At 65.9% G+C, this 16,799-nt stretch carries 15 protein-coding genes and 1 riboswitch; of the genes, 4 read left to right on the top strand and 11 right to left on the bottom strand.

Annotated elements, in window-relative coordinates; translation table 11 throughout:
• Nucleotides 1-20: 20 nt before the first annotated feature.
• The 3 genes from metW to AC2YJX_RS10245 all read right to left on the bottom strand — a co-directional run bounded on the left by metW (nucleotide 21) and on the right by AC2YJX_RS10245 (nucleotide 2,431).
• Nucleotides 21-605 (bottom strand): methionine biosynthesis protein MetW, encoded by a 585-nt coding sequence (gene metW, locus AC2YJX_RS10255; RefSeq protein WP_462386457.1) that lies wholly within the window; start codon nucleotides 603-605, stop codon nucleotides 21-23.
• Nucleotides 602-1,732: a homoserine O-succinyltransferase MetX gene (gene metX, locus AC2YJX_RS10250; protein WP_487255971.1), complete on the bottom strand. Its 1,131-nt coding sequence runs from the start codon at nucleotides 1,730-1,732 to the stop codon at nucleotides 602-604. Before metX ends, metW begins: the two co-directional genes overlap by 4 nt.
• Nucleotides 1,733-1,864: 132 nt before the next feature.
• Nucleotides 1,865-2,431, bottom strand: coding sequence for a TMEM165/GDT1 family protein (locus AC2YJX_RS10245; protein ID WP_121421696.1), 567 nt, complete (start codon nucleotides 2,429-2,431; stop codon nucleotides 1,865-1,867).
• 9 nt (nucleotides 2,432-2,440) lie between these two features.
• Nucleotides 2,441-2,633, bottom strand: a riboswitch (yybP-ykoY riboswitch).
• Between the two features lie 333 nt (nucleotides 2,634-2,966).
• Here AC2YJX_RS10245 and rbp (AC2YJX_RS10240) point away from each other — a divergent pair.
• Together rbp (AC2YJX_RS10240) and rbp (AC2YJX_RS10235) are read left to right on the top strand one after the other, a co-directional pair.
• A complete protein-coding gene (gene rbp / locus AC2YJX_RS10240) occupies nucleotides 2,967-3,359 on the top strand; it encodes an RNA-binding regulator (RefSeq protein WP_100408622.1) in 393 nt (130 codons plus the stop codon).
• Between the two features lie 271 nt (nucleotides 3,360-3,630).
• Nucleotides 3,631-4,167, top strand: coding sequence for an RNA-binding regulator (gene rbp, locus AC2YJX_RS10235; RefSeq protein ID WP_121508090.1), 537 nt, complete (start codon nucleotides 3,631-3,633; stop codon nucleotides 4,165-4,167).
• A 132-nt stretch (nucleotides 4,168-4,299) separates the two neighbouring features.
• Here rbp (AC2YJX_RS10235) and AC2YJX_RS10230 read toward each other — a convergent pair whose 3' ends face one another.
• The 4 genes from AC2YJX_RS10230 to AC2YJX_RS10215 form a co-directional block, all read right to left on the bottom strand.
• Nucleotides 4,300-5,079, bottom strand: a complete 780-nt coding sequence (locus AC2YJX_RS10230) for an SDR family oxidoreductase (protein WP_487255970.1) — start codon at nucleotides 5,077-5,079, stop codon at nucleotides 4,300-4,302.
• A gap of 24 nt (nucleotides 5,080-5,103) precedes the next feature.
• Nucleotides 5,104-5,727, bottom strand: coding sequence for an LPS export ABC transporter periplasmic protein LptC (lptC, locus tag AC2YJX_RS10225; RefSeq protein ID WP_121421699.1), 624 nt, complete (start codon nucleotides 5,725-5,727; stop codon nucleotides 5,104-5,106).
• Between the two features lie 67 nt (nucleotides 5,728-5,794).
• The gene (locus AC2YJX_RS10220) at nucleotides 5,795-6,358 is read right to left on the bottom strand and encodes a KdsC family phosphatase (protein ID WP_121421700.1); all 564 of its coding nucleotides are present in this window, start codon (nucleotides 6,356-6,358) and stop codon (nucleotides 5,795-5,797) included.
• A 120-nt stretch (nucleotides 6,359-6,478) separates the two neighbouring features.
• A complete protein-coding gene (locus tag AC2YJX_RS10215) occupies nucleotides 6,479-7,480 on the bottom strand; it encodes a KpsF/GutQ family sugar-phosphate isomerase (protein ID WP_228897095.1) in 1,002 nt (333 codons plus the stop codon).
• A gap of 125 nt (nucleotides 7,481-7,605) precedes the next feature.
• On the opposite strand from AC2YJX_RS10215, the gene AC2YJX_RS10210 reads away from it, so the two are divergent.
• Nucleotides 7,606-9,591, top strand: a complete 1,986-nt coding sequence (locus AC2YJX_RS10210) for a monovalent cation:proton antiporter family protein (RefSeq protein WP_055401241.1) — start codon at nucleotides 7,606-7,608, stop codon at nucleotides 9,589-9,591.
• A 219-nt stretch (nucleotides 9,592-9,810) separates the two neighbouring features.
• On the opposite strand, the gene AC2YJX_RS10205 is transcribed toward AC2YJX_RS10210, so the two are convergent.
• Nucleotides 9,811-12,864, bottom strand: a complete 3,054-nt coding sequence (locus tag AC2YJX_RS10205) for an EAL domain-containing protein (protein ID WP_228897094.1) — start codon at nucleotides 12,862-12,864, stop codon at nucleotides 9,811-9,813.
• Between the two features lie 194 nt (nucleotides 12,865-13,058).
• Between AC2YJX_RS10205 and AC2YJX_RS10200 the strand changes: the two genes are divergently transcribed.
• The gene (locus tag AC2YJX_RS10200; protein ID WP_121421703.1) at nucleotides 13,059-13,613 is read left to right on the top strand and encodes an adenine phosphoribosyltransferase; all 555 of its coding nucleotides are present in this window, start codon (nucleotides 13,059-13,061) and stop codon (nucleotides 13,611-13,613) included.
• A 40-nt stretch (nucleotides 13,614-13,653) separates the two neighbouring features.
• Here the strand turns inward: AC2YJX_RS10200 and AC2YJX_RS10195 are convergent, their stop codons facing one another.
• The 3 genes from AC2YJX_RS10195 to mnmE all read right to left on the bottom strand — a co-directional run bounded on the left by AC2YJX_RS10195 (nucleotide 13,654) and on the right by mnmE (nucleotide 16,741).
• The gene (locus AC2YJX_RS10195) at nucleotides 13,654-14,571 is read right to left on the bottom strand and encodes a hypothetical protein (RefSeq protein ID WP_487255969.1); all 918 of its coding nucleotides are present in this window, start codon (nucleotides 14,569-14,571) and stop codon (nucleotides 13,654-13,656) included.
• 110 nt (nucleotides 14,572-14,681) lie between these two features.
• Complete coding sequence (locus AC2YJX_RS10190; RefSeq protein WP_055401233.1) at nucleotides 14,682-15,173, bottom strand: Crp/Fnr family transcriptional regulator; 492 nt, start codon at nucleotides 15,171-15,173, stop codon at nucleotides 14,682-14,684.
• A 143-nt stretch (nucleotides 15,174-15,316) separates the two neighbouring features.
• On the bottom strand, nucleotides 15,317-16,741 hold the full coding sequence (gene mnmE / locus AC2YJX_RS10185; RefSeq protein WP_487255968.1) for a tRNA uridine-5-carboxymethylaminomethyl(34) synthesis GTPase MnmE: 1,425 nt from the start codon (nucleotides 16,739-16,741) through the stop codon (nucleotides 15,317-15,319).
• Nucleotides 16,742-16,799: the final 58 nt, after the last annotated feature.

Below are 16,799 nucleotides of genomic sequence, written 5' to 3'. Positions count from 1 at the left end.
GGCGTACACCCCGGTAAGTGCTACGCGTGTTCGAAGTGAAAGACGGCCGTGCCCGCGCGTGCGTTAGGCAGCCAGCGCACTGCCTGTCCTTCCTGCAAGCCGAAAGAGTCGAGGATGCGCAGGTCGTTCTTGGTCGCCAGCACCTCAAAGTCCTTGTACGTGCCCACGCGGATGTTCGGCGTGTCGTACCACTGGTAGGGCAGACGCCGCGTCACGGGCATGCGCCCGCGCAGGATGGACAGGCGGTTGGGCCAGTGCGCGAAGTTGGGAAACGCCACCACACCCGTGCGGCCCACCCGCGCCGTCTCACGCAGCATGGTTTCGGCATTGCGCAGGTGCTGCAGCGTGTCGATCTGCAGCACCACGTCAAAGCTGTTGTCGTCGAACATGGCGAGGCCTTCATCCAGGTTGAGCTGGATCACATCCACGCCGCGCTGCACGCAGGCCAGCACGTTGGCGTCGTCGATCTCCACGCCATAGCCGCTGCAGCCGCGCTCGCGCTGCAGGTAGTCGAGCATGGCGCCATTGCCACAACCGAGGTCGAGCACGCGCGAGCCGGGGGGCACCAGGCGCGCCAGGGCTTGCATTGCCGCTTTGTCCGTCATGCTTGCAACTCCTTGGCAATGCTGTCGAAATAAGAGCGCATCACGCCCATGTAGCGGGCGTCATCGAGCAAAAAGGCATCGTGCCCATGGGGTGCATCGATCTCGGCGTAGCTCACGCTGCGGCGGTTGTCGAGCAGCGCTTTGACGATCTCGCGGCTGCGCTTGGGCGAAAAGCGCCAGTCGGTGGTGAAGCTCACCAGCAGGAAGCGTGCGGTAGCGCGCGCCAGCGCCCGGGTGAGGTTGCCGCCGTGGGTGCGCGCGGGGTCGAAGTAGTCGAGCGCACGGGTGATGAGCAAATAGGTGTTGGCGTCGAAGTAGTCGCTGAACTTGTCGCCCTGGTAGCGCAGGTAGCTTTCAATCTGGAATTCGATGTCCTGCGTGCTGTACTTCAGGTCAATGCCTTCGCGCAGCTGGCGGCCGAATTTTTCGTTCATCACGTCGTCGCTCAGGTACGTGATGTGGCCGATCATGCGGGCGATGCGCAGGCCGCGCTTGGGGATCACGCCATGGCGGTAGAAGTGGCCGCCGTGGAAGTCCGGGTCGGTCACGATGGCGCGGCGGGCCACTTCGTTGAAGGCAATGTTCTCGGCCGTGAGGTTGGGGGCGCTGGCCACCACCACCGCGTGGCGCATGCGCTCGGGGTACTGCAGCGTCCACGAAAGTGCCTGCATGCCGCCCAGGCTGCCACCCAGCACGGCGGCCAGTTGCTCGATACCCAGGCGGTCGAGCAGGCGGGCCTGGGCGTTGACCCAGTCTTCCACCGTGACCACCGGGAAGTCCGCGCCATAGACCTCGCCCGTATCGGGATGGTTGTGCATGGGGCCGGTGGAGCCAAAGCAGGAGCCCAGGTTGTTCACGCCGATCACGAAGAATCGGTCGGTGTCCACGGGCTTGCCGGGGCCGATCATGTTGTCCCACCAGCCCTCACTCTTGTCCTGCCCGGCGTAGACGCCCGCGACGTGGTGCGAGGCATTGAGGGCGTGGCACACGAGCACGGCGTTCGAGCGGTCGGCATTGAGCGTGCCGTAGGTCTCGTAGGCCAGGTGGTAGTCGCGGATGGACGCACCGCTTTGCAGCGGCAGGACCTCCGGAAAATGCATGGACTGGGGCGTGGCAAAAAACGACATAAAAAAACCCGGCGTCGCTAAAAACGAGGCCGGGCGGATGTGTCGGACGGGTCTTTAGCAGGATTTATAAAGCGCCCGCAAGCTGTGGCAAATCGGCGCGTCTGGCAAATATACCAAAACGGCCGCTGCTGCTCACCCGGCGGGCGTGAAGATCGCCACCAACCCCAGCACCAGAAAAATCACCGCCGAGACCACATGGACGGCGCGAATGGGCACGCGGCGCGTGATGCGTTCGCCCAGCCAGACCACAGGCGCGTTGGCGATCATCATCCCGAGCGTGGTGCCCGCCACCACCCACAGGTAGGCGTTGTACTGCGCGGCCAGCATGACGGTGGCGATCTGCGTCTTGTCGCCCATCTCGGCCAGGAAAAACGCCACCACCGTGGTGCCGAACACACCCCAGCGCGGCGAGCCATCGGCCTCACCTTCGTCAAGCTTGTCGGGGATCAGCATCCACACCGCCATGGCGATGAACGATGCACCCAGGATCCAGCGCAGCACCTGGGGGCCGAGGAACGTGGTCACCCAGGCACCCAAAGCCCCGGCCAAGCCGTGATTCACCAGGGTCGCCACCAGGATGCCAAGCACGATCGGCCAGGGTTTGCGGAAACGTGCGGCCAGCACGAGCGCGAGCAGCTGCGTCTTGTCGCCCATCTCGGCGAGCGCGACGATGGCGGTAGAAATGAAGAAGGCTTCCATGGGGGAGGGGGTCCTATCCGGCCGGATGGGTGGAAAACGCATTGACTGCACCCCGACTCCGGCCATGTGGATCGGTTTGCAGTCAATGGTCTCGCCCAGCTCAAAAGCCGCATACGCCATAGGTTTCGAAGAACCCAAGTGTGTTGACGCATGCCCCCGGCGCATTGCGCTGCCGGGCGGGCTACTCCCCAAAGACTCGCGGATTTTACCCTGCTTCCGACAGGGAAAACAGGCGGGTGGTTGCCGAAAGGTGGCGACGGGCCAGGTTCGGATGGCCGTTCAGACCCTGCGGGTTTCCCCTGAAAACCGCCGTTGCACGCTCCAAAATACCCACAAATTTGTGCAGGATGGATGGCTTGATCCAGAAATAAACCCCACACGCCTCATAAAGTGATTAATAATGGGTTCGCTTTTCTGCTTGCAGGAAAGCAGTTAGCTTAGCGGTGAATGGTCAGTTTCGCGTCTTTGAAGTCGTCACAGGTTTGTTGATTGCGTCGGACTCCATCGCGTTTTTGTGTTTTTTCAGGAGTCCTTCATGGGCAACAAACTTTACGTGGGCAACCTGCCCTACTCTTTCCGCGACGAAGATCTGCAACAGACCTTCAGCCAGTACGGCTCGGTCGGCAGCGCCAAGGTCATGATGGAGCGCGACACCGGCCGCTCCAAGGGTTTCGGCTTTGTCGAAATGGGCAGCGATGCTGAAGCCCAAGCCGCCATCCAAGGCGTGCATGGCACCAATTTCGGCGGCCGTGACCTCGTGGTCAACGAAGCCCGTCCCATGGAGCCCCGCGCTCCCCGTAGCGGCGGCTTCGGCGGCGGCAACGGTGGTGGCGGCGGCTACGGCGGTGGTGGCGGCGGCGGTTACGGCGGTGGCCGTAGCGGTGGCGGCGGTGGTGGTGGTTACGGCGGTGGCCGTAGCAGCTACTAAAAGACCTTGCTGGCAGACCTTTGCGGTCTGCCAAAGGCAAAACAAAGGAGCCCCTGGGCTCCTTTTTTCATGCCTGCGCGGCATCGCCACCACAGTCGGCATTGCCGCTTGCTTTTTCCGCAAAAGTGTGGCGCATAATGAGCCAGCGGGGTTTCCCCCGCTTAAAGTTTGCGGTGATCCGTCAGTTTCGCGCTGAGAGCGTCATTGAGATTAGCTGGCTGCGTTTTCGGGACTCCATCGCTTTTTCCATGTGTTTTTGAGGAGTCCCTCAATGGGCAACAAACTGTACGTCGGCAACCTGCCGTACTCGGTGCGCGACAGCGATCTCGAACAGGCCTTTGGCCAATTCGGCGCAGTGACCAGCGCCAAGGTCATGATGGAGCGCGACACAGGCCGCTCCAAGGGCTTTGGTTTCGTGGAAATGGGCAGTGACGCGGAAGCCCAAGCCGCCATCAATGGCATGAATGGCCAGCCACTGGGTGGCCGCAGCATCGTCGTGAACGAAGCACGCCCCATGGAGCCCCGCCCACCCCGCAGTGGCGGATTTGGCGGCGGTGGTGGCGGTTACGGCGGCGGCGGTGGTCGCAGTGGTGGCGGCGGTTACGGCGGTGGCCGTGAAGGCGGCGGCGGTGGTGGCTATGGCGGCGGCCGCGAGGGCGGCGGCGGTTACGGCGGCGGTGGTGGCGGTGGCCGCAGCGAAGGCGGATTCCGCAGCCCCTACGGCTCTGGCTCCCGCAACGGCGGTGGCGGCGGTGGCCGCAACGGCGGTGGTGGCGGCTATGGTGGCGGTGGTGGCAACGGCTACTAAAGCAGGCCAGTGACGTTTCTCTGAAAGCCCCCTCGGGGGCTTTTTTCATGCACGACCGCCACGCCTTGCTTCTATCGCAGCCAGGACCGCCCCGAACCGGCGGCCAAAAACCACCTCCGGTGGACCTAGGACCTACTGCTCGCTCTGCCGCCGCTTGCGCGGGCGCCCGGCGAGCAGCTTGTCGAACAGCACGTTCGGCACCATGCGCAGCAACTTGGCAACCACCCCCATTTGCCAGGGGATAACCCGGTAGCTGGCACCCGCCGTGATGGCCCGGAAGGCACAGTCCGCAAAGTCATCGGCCTGCATCAGAAACGGCATGCTGTAGCGGTTCTGGCGGGTGAGCGGCGTGTCGATGTAGCCCGGAGAAATGGTGACCACACGCACTCCGTGGGGGCGCATCTCCCCGCGCAGGCTCTCGCAGTAGCTGATGACGGCCGCCTTGCTGGCGCAATACGCACCATGCCCGGGCAGGCCACGGATGCCTGCCACGCTGCCGATGCCCACCAGCGTGCCGCTGCCACGCTGCGCCATCGCGTCCGCAAAGGGATGGAAGGTGGCCGCCACGCCGATGTTGTTGGTGGCAAAGGTGCGTGCCATCACGTCGATGTCGTCGCGCACTGCCGTGTCCATGCCCACACTGATACCCGCATTGGCAATGACCACGTCAGGCACCCCTTGGCGTGCGATGCAATCGCGGCCCGCAGCAACGATGCTGTCGGTCACGGCTACATCTGCACTATAAATTTCGTAGCTGTCAGCGCTTATTCCTTGAGCGCTAGCCCATGTTTTGACCTCAGAGGTGCGGCGCGCCACCAGGGCCAGGCGGTAGCCCGACCGGTGAAAGCGCAGGGCCAGGGCCTGGCCGATGCCGCTGGACGCGCCGGTGATGAAGACAAGGGGAGTGGTCATGCGGGCTCCGATCGGGGCGGCGTACTAGGGCTTGGCCGCGCCGGGCTGGAGCACGCCACGCACACGTCCGCGCAGCTGCAGCACCTGGTCGAGGTTGTCGTAGTCCATGCCGTCGGCCGTGAAGCGATCATTGCCGCGCGTGAGGGTGACGGGCTTGTCGGAACGCACGCGTTCGGTGTTGGTGTAAGCGTGCAAAAATTCGCTGCGGAACTCCAGCCGAGGCTGGGCGGGTGACCCAGGCTTGGCGGGCAGGGGCTCGCGCGTGACGATGGCATTGCCAAACAGCTGCACCTCCGAACCATCGGCGTTGGTCAGGGCGCGGTCTGCCGTGGCCACGGTGAGGCGGCCCTGCGGCGTCACCGAGCGCATGCGCGCTTTGTCGATCTCCAGCGTGTCGGAGTCGGGGTAGTGCCGCGCTTCTTCGCCCTGCACTTCGCTTTGCAGGCGCCCGCTCGCGTCAAAGCTTTTTACCGAGAACGACTTCATGAAATAGTCGGGCTGGTTGCCTTGTTGGCGCTCGATGGCAGGCAGCAGGGGCATGGGCGCGTTGCGCACCAGCCACCAGGTGCCCAGCGCCAGCAGCCCCATGAGCACGACGGGCAGATAGAGCGAGAACTGTTCCCAGCCCTGGCGGACCCAGTTGCGCATCACGGTGTTGCCTCCGGGCCCGGCACGACAACCTGGCGGGTGGGGAAAGAGCGCAGAAAACCCCGGTTCATGCGGTGTACTCCGCCAGCAGTGCGGCATAGCGGCCCGAGGCCACCAGCAGCAGATCACACAGTTCGCGCGCGGCACCATCGCCGCCCCGGGCCTGCGTCACAAAATGGGCGGCGTGGCGCACTTCGGCCTGGGCGTTGGCCGGGGCGCACGCGAAAGCACTGCGGCACATCACCGGCAGGTCGGGCCAGTCGTCACCCATCGCTGCAGCCTGGGACCAGTCCAGCCCCAGCGTGGCCAGCATCTGCTCAGCGGCGGGGCGTTTGTCTTCGGTGCCGAACACCGCATGTTCGACCCCCAGCGCCTTCAGGCGCACGCGCAGCGGCGCGGAGTCGCGGCCCGTGATGACCGCAGGCGTGATGCCTGCCTTTTGCAGCAGCTTGAGCCCATGCCCGTCCAGCGTATTGAAGCGCTTGAGCGTTTCGCCCGATTCGCTGAAATACAGGCCGCCATCGGTCAGCACGCCATCGACATCGAAGAAGGCAATGCGCACGCCTTGGGCGCGCAGCAGCAGCTCGGGGGGAAATTGCAGCACGGGCAGGGTCATTTCAATAAGGGGCATGCAGATCGAACGGGCACAGCCAAGACCAGTGCACCCGTGGAACCGGCTTCGCCGGGCCACCGGGAGCGTCCCCTAAGGGGGAAGGCGCGCAGCGACTCAGGGGGGTCATTTGAAGTGAGGTCATATGACTTTGGCTCGCATCAGGTCGCCGATGTGCACCACCCCCGTAAGCACCCCTCCCGCATCCACCACCAGCACGCTGGTGATGGCATGCGCCTCCATCATTTCGGCGGCGTCCACCGCAAGGGCGTCCGGGGCAATGCGGCGCGGGTGGGGGTGCATGACCTGGCCCGCCGTGGCAGTGCGCAGGTCGGCCCCGGCCTCGATGCGGCGGCGCAGGTCGCCGTCGGTGAAGATGCCCAGCACCTGGCCGGCGGCATCCACGACGGCCGAGGCGCCCAGGCCCTTGGCACTCATTTCGCGCATGAGGTCGCTGAAGGAGGCGTCGGGAGCCACACGCGGCACCTCGCTGCCGGTGCGCATGACATCGCTCACATGGGTGAGCAGCTTGCGCCCCAACGCACCGCCAGGGTGCGAACGGGCAAAGTCTTCAGGGCGGAAGCCCCGGGCGTCGAGCAGGGCCACGGCCAGCGCGTCGCCCATGGCCAGCTGGGCCGTGGTGCTGGCGGTGGGGGCCAGGTTCAGGGGGCAGGCCTCACGCTCCACGCTGCAGTCGAGCACCAGGTCAGCATGGCGGGCGAGCGTGGACTGCAGCCCGCCGGTCATCGCGATCAGCGGGGCGCCCAGGCGCTTGAGCACGGGCAGGATGGCCGTCAGTTCACCACTTTCGCCGCTGTTGGAGATCGCCAGGACCAGGTCGTCGCCCGTGACCATGCCCAGATCGCCGTGGCTGGCCTCGGCCGGGTGCACAAAAAACGCCGGCGTGCCCGTAGATGCCAGCGTGGCTGCAATCTTGCGGCCCACGTGGCCGCTTTTGCCCATGCCCATCACCACCACACGGCCACGGGCCTGCAGCACCATCAACACAGCCTCGGCAAACACGCCATCGACGCGGGCCGCCAGCCCGGTCAGCGCCGCCGCCTCGATGTCAAAGGTCTCGCGGGCCAGGCGCAGGGCCTGTTCGGCGTCAAAAGGGGGCAGCGTGGCGGGCACAGGGGTCATCCGGTGGATTCTATCGACCGGGCATGCCTGCGCGGGTGGCAGATTTTTTGCCCTGGCTCTGGCATGGACCCTGCTTCGGACAGAAAACACCGAGGGCCGCAGGAAGGCTCGGATAGCATCGAACCATGTCCTCACTCGCCCTCACCTTGCTTTATCTGTTGGCCGCAGTGCTGGGTGTTGTGGTCTGCCGCAGCCTCAAGCTGCCACCCATGCTCGGCTACCTGGCTGCGGGGGTGCTCATCGGCCCCCATGCGCTGGCGCTGACGCAGAACTCGGAAGGGGTGCGGCACCTGGGCGAGTTTGGCGTGGTGTTCCTGATGTTCGCCATCGGGCTGGAGTTCAGCCTGCCCAAGCTGCGCGCCATGCGGCGCCAGGTGTTCGGCCTGGGGCTGATGCAGGTGGTGCTGACGATGGTGGTGGTCACCGGCGCGGCACTGGTGCTCTCCCGCTGGGTGGGCGGCGTGTGGGATATGGGCTGGCAGACGGCGCTGGCGCTCTCGGGCGTGATGGCGATGAGCAGCACGGCCATTGTGGTCAAGCTCATGGCCGAGCGGGCTGAGCTCGAAAGCGAGCATGGCCGCCGCGTGATGGGCATTCTGCTGTTCCAGGATCTGGCCGTGGTGCCGCTGCTGGTGTTGATCCCCGCGCTGAGTTCCTCGTCAGACCAGCTGCTGACCGCGCTGGCGTGGGCGCTGGTCAAGGCCACGGTGCTGGTGGGCATTCTGCTCACGGGCGGGCAGCGGTTCATGCGCTGGTGGCTTACGCTGGTGGCGCGGCGCAAGAGCGAGGAGCTGTTCATGCTCAACCTGCTGCTGATCACGCTGGGCCTGGCCTGGCTGACCGAACTGGCGGGGCTGAGCCTGGCGCTGGGCGCCTTCATCGCGGGCGTGCTGGTGTCCGAGACAGAGTACAAGCACCAGGTGGGCACGGACATCCGCCCGTTTCACGATGTGTTGCTGGGGCTGTTTTTCATCACCATCGGCATGATGCTGGACTGGCACATCCTGGTGGACCGCTGGGCGCTGGTGCTGGCCCTGCTGACGGTGCCGCTGGTGGTCAAGCTGGGGATCATCCTGGTGCTGGCCCGCAGCATGGGGGCCACCACGGGCGTGGCCCTGCGCACCGGGCTCTACCTGGCCCAGGCGGGGGAGTTCGGATTTGTGCTGCTGTCGCTCACGCAGGCCAACGGGCTGGTGCAGCCCGCGCTGATGAACCCCATCCTGGCCGCCATGGTGCTGTCGATGCTGGCGACGCCGTTTCTCATCATGTACAGCAACCGCATCGTGATGAAGCTGGTGGCCAGCGACTGGCTGCAGCAGTCGCTGCAGATGACGTCCATCGCGCGCAAATCCATCAACACCAGCAAACACGTGATCATCTGCGGCTACGGCCGCTGCGGACAAAACCTGGCGCGCATGCTGGAGCATGAAGGCATCCCCTACATGGCGCTGGACCTGGACCCGGACCGTGTGCGCCAGGCCGCCGCTGCGGGCGATTCGGTGGTGTATGGCGACGCCACCCGCCTGCAGGCGCTGATGGCCGCTGGCCTGGTGCGTGCCAGCGCGGTGGCGATCACCTACATCGACGTGCCGGCCGCCCTGAAGGTGCTGGCCAACGCGCGCTCGCACGCACCACAGGTGCCCGTGGTGGTGCGCACGCAGGACGACCTGCACCTGGACAAGCTGCAAGAGGCGGGCGCCACCGAGGTCGTGCCCGAGGCCATCGAAGGCTCGCTAATGCTCGCCAGCCACGCGCTGGCCCTGGTGGGCGTACCCATGCGCCGCGTGCTGCGCCTGGTGCAGGACCAGCGCGATGCGCGCTACAACCTGCTGCGCGGCTACTTCCACGGCGCCGACGACGACACGGCCAACGAGCGCGACCAAGAACGCCTGTCCACCATCAACCTGCCGCCCGGCTCCACGGCCCTGGGCCGCAGCCTGGGCCAGCTGGCCCTGCCCGCCATGGGCGTTCGGGTGGTGAACCTGCGGCGTGGCAACGGCCACATCAGCGCAGCGGAGGACGACGCACAGCTGGCCGAAGGCGACACGCTGGTGCTCTCAGGGCACCCGGCGGCGCTGGCGCTGGCGGAGGACAAGTTGTTGCGGGGGTAGAGGCAGGGTACATTCCCCTGAGGCACCGCGTGCCTTCCCCCTTCTCTCTACGCGCTACGCGCTCCGGGAAGGGGGACGATGCCCTCGCTGCGGGGCGGCCCTTGCTTGGCATCTCTCGCCTAGTGCGTGCCAGTGGCTGAGGCTGGCGCCAAAATTTGAATTAAATATGGCTCTAGCGCTTATCTATCAAGCGTCAATAGCTATCCATTTAATAGCAAACTACAAAAGCTCGGCGGGCCCGGGCCGCCCGAACAGGTAGCCCTGGAACTGCTGGCAACCGTTACGCAACAGGAACGCGCGCTGCCCTTCGGTTTCCACCCCTTCGGCCACCACGTCCAGGCCCAGGCTGTGGGCCAGGGTGATGATGGTGCAGGCGATGGTGGCGTCGTTGGGGTCGGTGAGCACGTCGCGCACAAAGCTCTGGTCGATCTTGAGCTGGTCCAGTGGCAGGCGCTTGAGGTAGCTCAGGCTCGAATAGCCCGTGCCAAAGTCGTCCAGCGAGAAGCCCACGCCGAGCGTGCGCAGCGCCTGCATCTTGAGGATGCTGTCTTCCACATCATGCAGCAGCAGGCTTTCGGTCAGTTCGAGCTTGAGGTGGGCCGGGTCCGCCCCGCAATCGCGCAGCACGCTGAGTACTTCGTCGGCAAAGCCGGGTTGGCGAAACTCCTGCGCGCTCACGTTCACGGCCACGGTCCAGTCCGCAGTGTGCGGCGCTGTTGCCCAGAGCGCCAGCTGACGGCAGGCCATGGTCAGCACCTGGCGCCCTAGCGCCAGGATCAGTCCGGTCTGCTCTGCCAGGGGGATGAAGTCGCCGGGAGGCACCATGCCGCGCTGCGGGTGGTTCCAGCGCACCAGCGCCTCGGCCCCCAGCACCTTGCCGGCCTCGTCCACCACCGGCTGGTAATGCAGCAGGAACTCGTTGCGCAGAATGCCCTGCCGCATGTCGCCTTCCAGCGCCGACCTCGCAGACGCCGCCGCCTGCATGGCGGGGTCAAAGAAACACAGCGTGTTGCGGCCCTGCGCCTTGGCCTGGTACATGGCCAGATCGGCGCGCTGGAGCAGCTCCTGCACGGGCAGCTGCACACCGCGAAAAAGGGCAATGCCGATGCTGGGCGTGCTGTGCACTTCGCTGTTTTGCACCACGTAGGGCTCATTCAGCGCCGCCAGCACCTTTTGCGCCACGGCCTCGGCTTCGGCGGCCGCAACGTCCACCTCGGCGTGGAGGCCCTGCAGCACCACCACGAACTCGTCGCCACCCAAACGCGCCACCGTGTCGGTGGCGCGGACGCACGCGCCGATGCGCCCGCCCACCTGCACGAGCAGCCGGTCTCCCCACTCGTGGCCCATGGTGTCGTTGATGCCCTTGAAGTTGTCGAGGTCCAGGAACAGCAAAGCCCCGTGGCATCCCTCCCGCGCACACGCGTTGGCCGCGCGGTCCAGCCGGTCCATGAGCAGCCGCCGATTGGGAAGGCCGGTGAGTTCGTCATAGAAGGCCAGGCGCTGGATCTCGGCCTCGGCCAGCTTGCGTTCGGTGATGTCGCGCGCCACGCCCCGGTAGCCCGTGAACTGGCCAGCACCATCAAAGATGGGCTCCCCGCTGATGGAGACCCACACGGGCTTTCCGTCTTCGGTCAGACGTTGCATTTCAAAGTCGTGGAACACCTCGTGCGCCTCCAGTTGCCTGCGGTGCTCCCGCCATTGGCCCTCGCTCACAAAGGTATTGGGCAGCTCCCAGCGCGTGCGCCCGTAGTGCATCTCGTCGGGTACACCGGCATCGTTGTAGGGGTTGCCGTCCAGGCGCACAAAGCGGAACTGCGCATCCTGCTCCCAGTACCAGTCGGAGGACAGGTGGGTGAGGCTGCGCCAGCGCGATTCGCTCAGGCGCAAGGCCTCCAGGGTGCTCAGGTAGTCGGTCACGTCCGTGAAAGTGCGCACGCGCCCCCCTGGCTCCAGGGCCCGGGTGCGCACTTCGATGTAGCGGCCGTTGTGGGTGCGCCGCACATAGGTGTCCGGCATGGTGAGCTTGCCACCGTGGGCCGCATATTCCGACGCCACATAGTTGCGCGCTGTGGGTTCTATCAGCTCAAATCCGGTGCCGAAATCGCCCCGTTCGGTCTGAAACCGCACCACGTCCTCGACTTTGGGCTGGGCGGCCAGCAGGGATTCGGGCAGGTCGAGCAGCTCCAGATAGCGCCGGTTGTAGACGCGGATACGTCCCTCCGCATCCACGTTGGTAATGCCTTGCGACACGCTGGCCAGCGTGCCTTCGAGGGCGCGCGTCTTCTCGGCCAGCAACGCGCTGGTGCGCGCGAGTTCCACCTCAACCGCGCTGCGCGCCAGCTCGGCTCGGCGGGCCATTTCCAGCTGGCCCACGGTGTTGAGCAGGGGCTGGAGAAACTGCACGTCTGCCGCCGAATACCCCTCGGGCCGATTGGCCAGGCCCACCATGGCCACCAGTTCGCCCGCCGCATGGATGGGCAGCCCCAGGTAGGTGTGCAGCGGGGGATGGCCCGGGGGCGTGCCCGCGCTGCGCGTGTCGTGGCCTGCATCGTTGGTGAGCACCGGCTCGCCCGACACCAGCGCCGCGCCCACCAGGGACTGCAGGTTGTCGAACACCATGCCTTCTTCTGCGTGCTGGGCATAGAGGGCATGGGAGGCCTCGTCCCAACTGATGTCCGTCATCGCATGCACCCGCAGGAAGGGATGCCCGTCGGCGGCACGTTGTACCTGGCCCACCAGGCCAAAGGCACTTTGCGTGAGCGACATCAGCTCCTTGAGCAGGGCCTCGAACGCGGCGCGCGGGCCCGAACTGGCGATGAACATGGCCTGCGCGAGCGATATCGCCTGCAGCAACCGGTGCTGGCGCGTCAGCATGGCCTCTGCCACCAGCCGGGCACGGGCGCTGGAACTGCGCTCCAGCACCGCATCGATCTGCGCGGGCAGGGTCAGCAGGTAGTCCAGCGCAGGGTCCTGCACAGCATAGTCATCAAAGCCGTGGCGCAGGGCCTGGGCCGCATGGGTCTCGGCGCCCTTGCGCACGATGATCATGGCCGGGACGCCATCGAGCAGCCGCAGCAGGTCAAAGGCCGAGCCATCGACGCTGCGCTGCGCCGCCAGCACAATGTCCGGCCTGCTGTGCTCCAGGTGGTCCCGGGCCTGCGCCAGCGACTGAGCCACATCCACCCGCCAGCCGGACCAGGGGTCTGCGAGCGCATCCACCACCGCCTGCGCGTGGTGGTGATCGCTTTCGATCAGCAGGATGGAGATGGGCATGGCCGATCGGCGTTGTGGAGTGGTCCAACGGGGGGCGTTACCAAGGGTGTAACAGCACGGAAACATTATGGGGGCTTGCAGCGCTCCGGGCACACCCCCAGGGCACCCACCCCCGGCTGGATACACTTTGCCCCACAACGGCCTTTGGCCTGCGCACGTTTGCGCGTGCAGCCTTTCTTTACCCCCTCGACCCCATGCAGCCACTCAGCGTCAACGAATACCTCCGCCAGCACATCCGCACCGTACCCGACTGGCCCGCGCCCGGGGTGCAGTTCCGGGACATCACCCCGCTGCTGCAGGACCCCAAGGTGTTCCGCGTGCTGATCGACGCCTTTGTGCACCGCTACATGGACAAGGCGCTGCGCCCGGATGTGGTGGCCGGGCTGGATGCACGCGGCTTCATCCTGGGTGCCGTGGTGGCCTATGAACTCAACGTGGGTTTTGTGCCCATCCGCAAGAAGGGCAAGCTGCCCTTCACCACGGTGGAGGAAACCTATGAACTTGAATACGGCAGCGCCACGGTGGAGCTGCACACCGACGCCGTAAAGGCAGGCGACCGCGTGCTGCTGATCGATGACCTCATTGCCACGGGCGGCACGATGATGGCGGGCCGCAAGCTGCTGGAGAAACTGGGCGCGACGGTGACCGAGGGCGCCGCCATCGTGGACCTGCCCGAGCTGGGAGGCTCCAAACGGCTGCGCGAATCCGGCCTGCCGCTGTACACGCTGGTGGACTTCGAGGGCCACTGATCACGGCCGCCCAGAGTCCGACGAGCTGCGGCCCGCAGGGTCAGTTCAGCTCGCCGTACTGGGTGCTGCTCAGGTCCGGGGCCGGGCCATCGGACCCGGGCATTTCGGTGTCTTCAAACCCCGTGGGCTGCGAAGGCGGCAACAAAGGCCCCGAACGCACAGGCACACCGGGCTTGGCCGCTGCCAGCGGCACTGCGGCGGTGGTACCTGCCGCCGAGGCCAGGGCGCGCTTGAACGCCGCCACTTCGTCCGCCTCGATGGGTTCGTACCGTGGTGCTGGGCGTGGTGCGGCGGCGGGCGCAGTGGGCGCTGCAGCAGGCGCAACCGCCGGAGCAGTCAGGGGAGGGCGCAGTGGCGCGGGGGCCGTGGCGGCGGCTGTCGGCACGGGCGCCACCGGGCGGGCCGGGGTGGCCACCACCGGAGCGGGTGCTGTAGCCACCGGACCCGGCCGCCGGGCCAGCGGTGGCGCTGCCTGCAGGGAAGCCCCCTGGGGCGCAACCCCCTTCTGGGGGATACCCACTGCCACGTGGTCATTGATGCGCCAGTACACGGCGGTTACCAGGATGTCGTAGCGGGTTTTGGCCGTCTGGGCAATCAGCGCCTCGATTTCGGACAGGCGCACAGTTTCTCCACCGTATTCACGCGCCAGGTCCATCATGACCAGAAACTGGCGCCCCCGCTGGTCCAGCGACAGCACCTTGAACTTGTAGCTGGCCGACAGCACACCGGCCCGCACCATCGCGTCGCGGACCACCGTGTAGAGCAGCTCGCGGCGCTCCATGCGTTCGTTCTTGCGGTTGGCGGCGTGCTCGGGAGGCAGGGGCTCCACCAGCGGTTTGCCCTGGCGGCCTGGCGAGAGCGGTACCGTGGCATCGGCATTCAACAGACCCGACGGTTCGGCCATGGGCCGGGGCTTGGGGGGAGCAGGTTTGCGGCTAAACCAACTGAACAGAGACATGGCTTGCTTTCTACGGGACGGCGCCAGAAAAATCCAAATTGAGTGTAACTTGCTGTACACCCATTCTTGCCCCGCAAAAGCCCGCAGGCCACCACCACATCGGTGGTCTGTCAGGTGGCCGCAACGCGGCGGCGGCGATTGCCCAGCCGCTTGGCCAGTACCGCCCCAGCGGCCATCACCAGGCCCAGCGCAATGGCAGGCTGGCGGATGGAAAGTTCGGTGAAGCGGATGGCGGTCAGGCTCCACAGCTTGCAGGGCGCGCTGGCCTGCACGGTGGCGCTGCGGGAGCGGTGCGAGAAAAACGCACCTTCGCCCACCACGGAGCCTGCCCCGACGATCGCCAGACGCAAGCGCTCTTTTTCGTCCTGATAGTGCACGCTCAGGCTGCCGCTTTCCACCAGATACAAGGTACGGTCTGTAGCGCCCTGCGTGAACAACACCTGTCCGGCGGGCATGACCACGGGCAGAAGGTAAGACGAGAGGATGTCCCACTGCGCCTGGGTCAGTGGGTTGGTCATGCTGTCGTCGGCACTGGCCTGTGCGATGGCATCGATCAGACCTTGCAGGTCTACCTTGGAAACAACAGGCGTGGGAACATTCATGGTTTGCCGAAAGTACCCTTGTTACAGATTGCGCACAAGCGCTGTTTACGTCCATTTACAACATAAGCGACAGGCGGCGGCCTGTGCGTTCTGGTCGGAGGCCAGCCCGTTCAAACTGCACGAACAGTCGCACTTCTGCGGACCTATTTGCCAATACAAAAACTGGAAAAAATGACGCCCAGCAGGTCATCCGAGCTGAACTCGCCGGTGATGGCGCTGAGGGCATTCTGAGCCAGGCGCAACTCTTCGGCCAACAGATCCAGCGCCGGGCCCTGGGCCTGCAGCTGGTCGGCCGCCTCTTGCAAGTGAGCCCCCACGGCCTGCAAAGCCTCCACATGCCGGGCACGGGCAATGTAGAGGCCTTCCGGCGCAGACTGCCAGCCGGCTACTTCCAGAAGCAGGCGCCGCAGACCATCCAGGCCCTCGCCCGTCCGGGCAGACAGGTGCACGCCAGGCCGGGCGTTTTCACCCGCCGCCGCAGCCGCCCCTGGCGCCCGGTCGAGCTTGTTCCAGACGTCAATCACGGGAATGCTCTTGGGCATTTTTTGGGCCATGGCGCTTGCTATATCGGCGTCACCAGCTATGTATTCAGGAGCATTCGCACGCTCCAGGTCATGCAGGAACAGCACCGCGTCGGCCCCGGCAATTTCGTCCCAGGCGCGGGCGATGCCGATGCGCTCCACCTCGTCGCTGCTGTCGCGCAGGCCGGCGGTGTCGATGATGTGCAGGGGCACACCTTCGATCTGGATGGTCTGCTGCACCTTGTCGCGGGTGGTGCCTGCAATGGGGGTGACGATGGCCAGCTCGACCCCCGCCAGCGCGTTGAGCAACGAGCTTTTACCGGCATTGGGCTGGCCTGCGATCACCACCTTGATGCCCTCGCGCAGCAGCGCGCCCTGGCGCGCCCGCTGCATCACAGAGGCCAATGTTTGCTGCAAATTCGATAGCTGTCCATGCGCATCTGCCTTGCGCAGGAAGTCGATTTCTTCCTCAGGGAAGTCCAGCGTGGCCTCCACCAGCATGCGCAGGTGGATGAGGGCATCACGCAGGCCATGGATCTCGGCCGAAAAAGCCCCGGTCAGCGAGCGGCTGGCGCTGCGGGCAGCCGCCTCGGTGCTGGCGTCGATCAGGTCGGCAATCGCCTCGGCCTGGGCCAGGTCGATCTTGTCGTTCAGGAAGGCTCGTTCGGTGAACTCGCCCGGCTGGGCGACGCGCAAGCCGCGCAGATTGGGCTGGCCGGTAGCAGGGTCGGTGGCGGCACCCGCCTCCAGGCAGCGTGCCAGCAGCAGTTGCAGCACCACCGGGCCGCCGTGGGCCTGCAGCTCCAGCACGTCTTCGCCGGTGTAGCTGTGCGGGCCGGGAAAGTACAGCGCCAGCCCCTGGTCGATGGCCTGGCCCTGCGCATCGCGAAAGGGCAGGTAGGTGGCCTCGCGGGGCTTGAGGGTGCGCCCGCAAACCGCCTGCACCAGCGCATCCAACCCGCGCCCTGACACGCGCACGATGCCGACGGCCCCACGCCCCGGGGCGGTGGCGATGGCGACGATGGGGTCTTGGTGGCGGGCAAGCATGGTGGTGACTGTACAGGGTGGATGGGCAAGAAAAAGGCCGCTTGCGCGGCCTTTCGGG

It is taken from the genome of Acidovorax sp. SRI_002, assembly GCF_057586455.1.
Note: the sequence above shows the minus strand (reverse complement) of the source record. Positions and strands in the feature narration are given on the sequence as shown.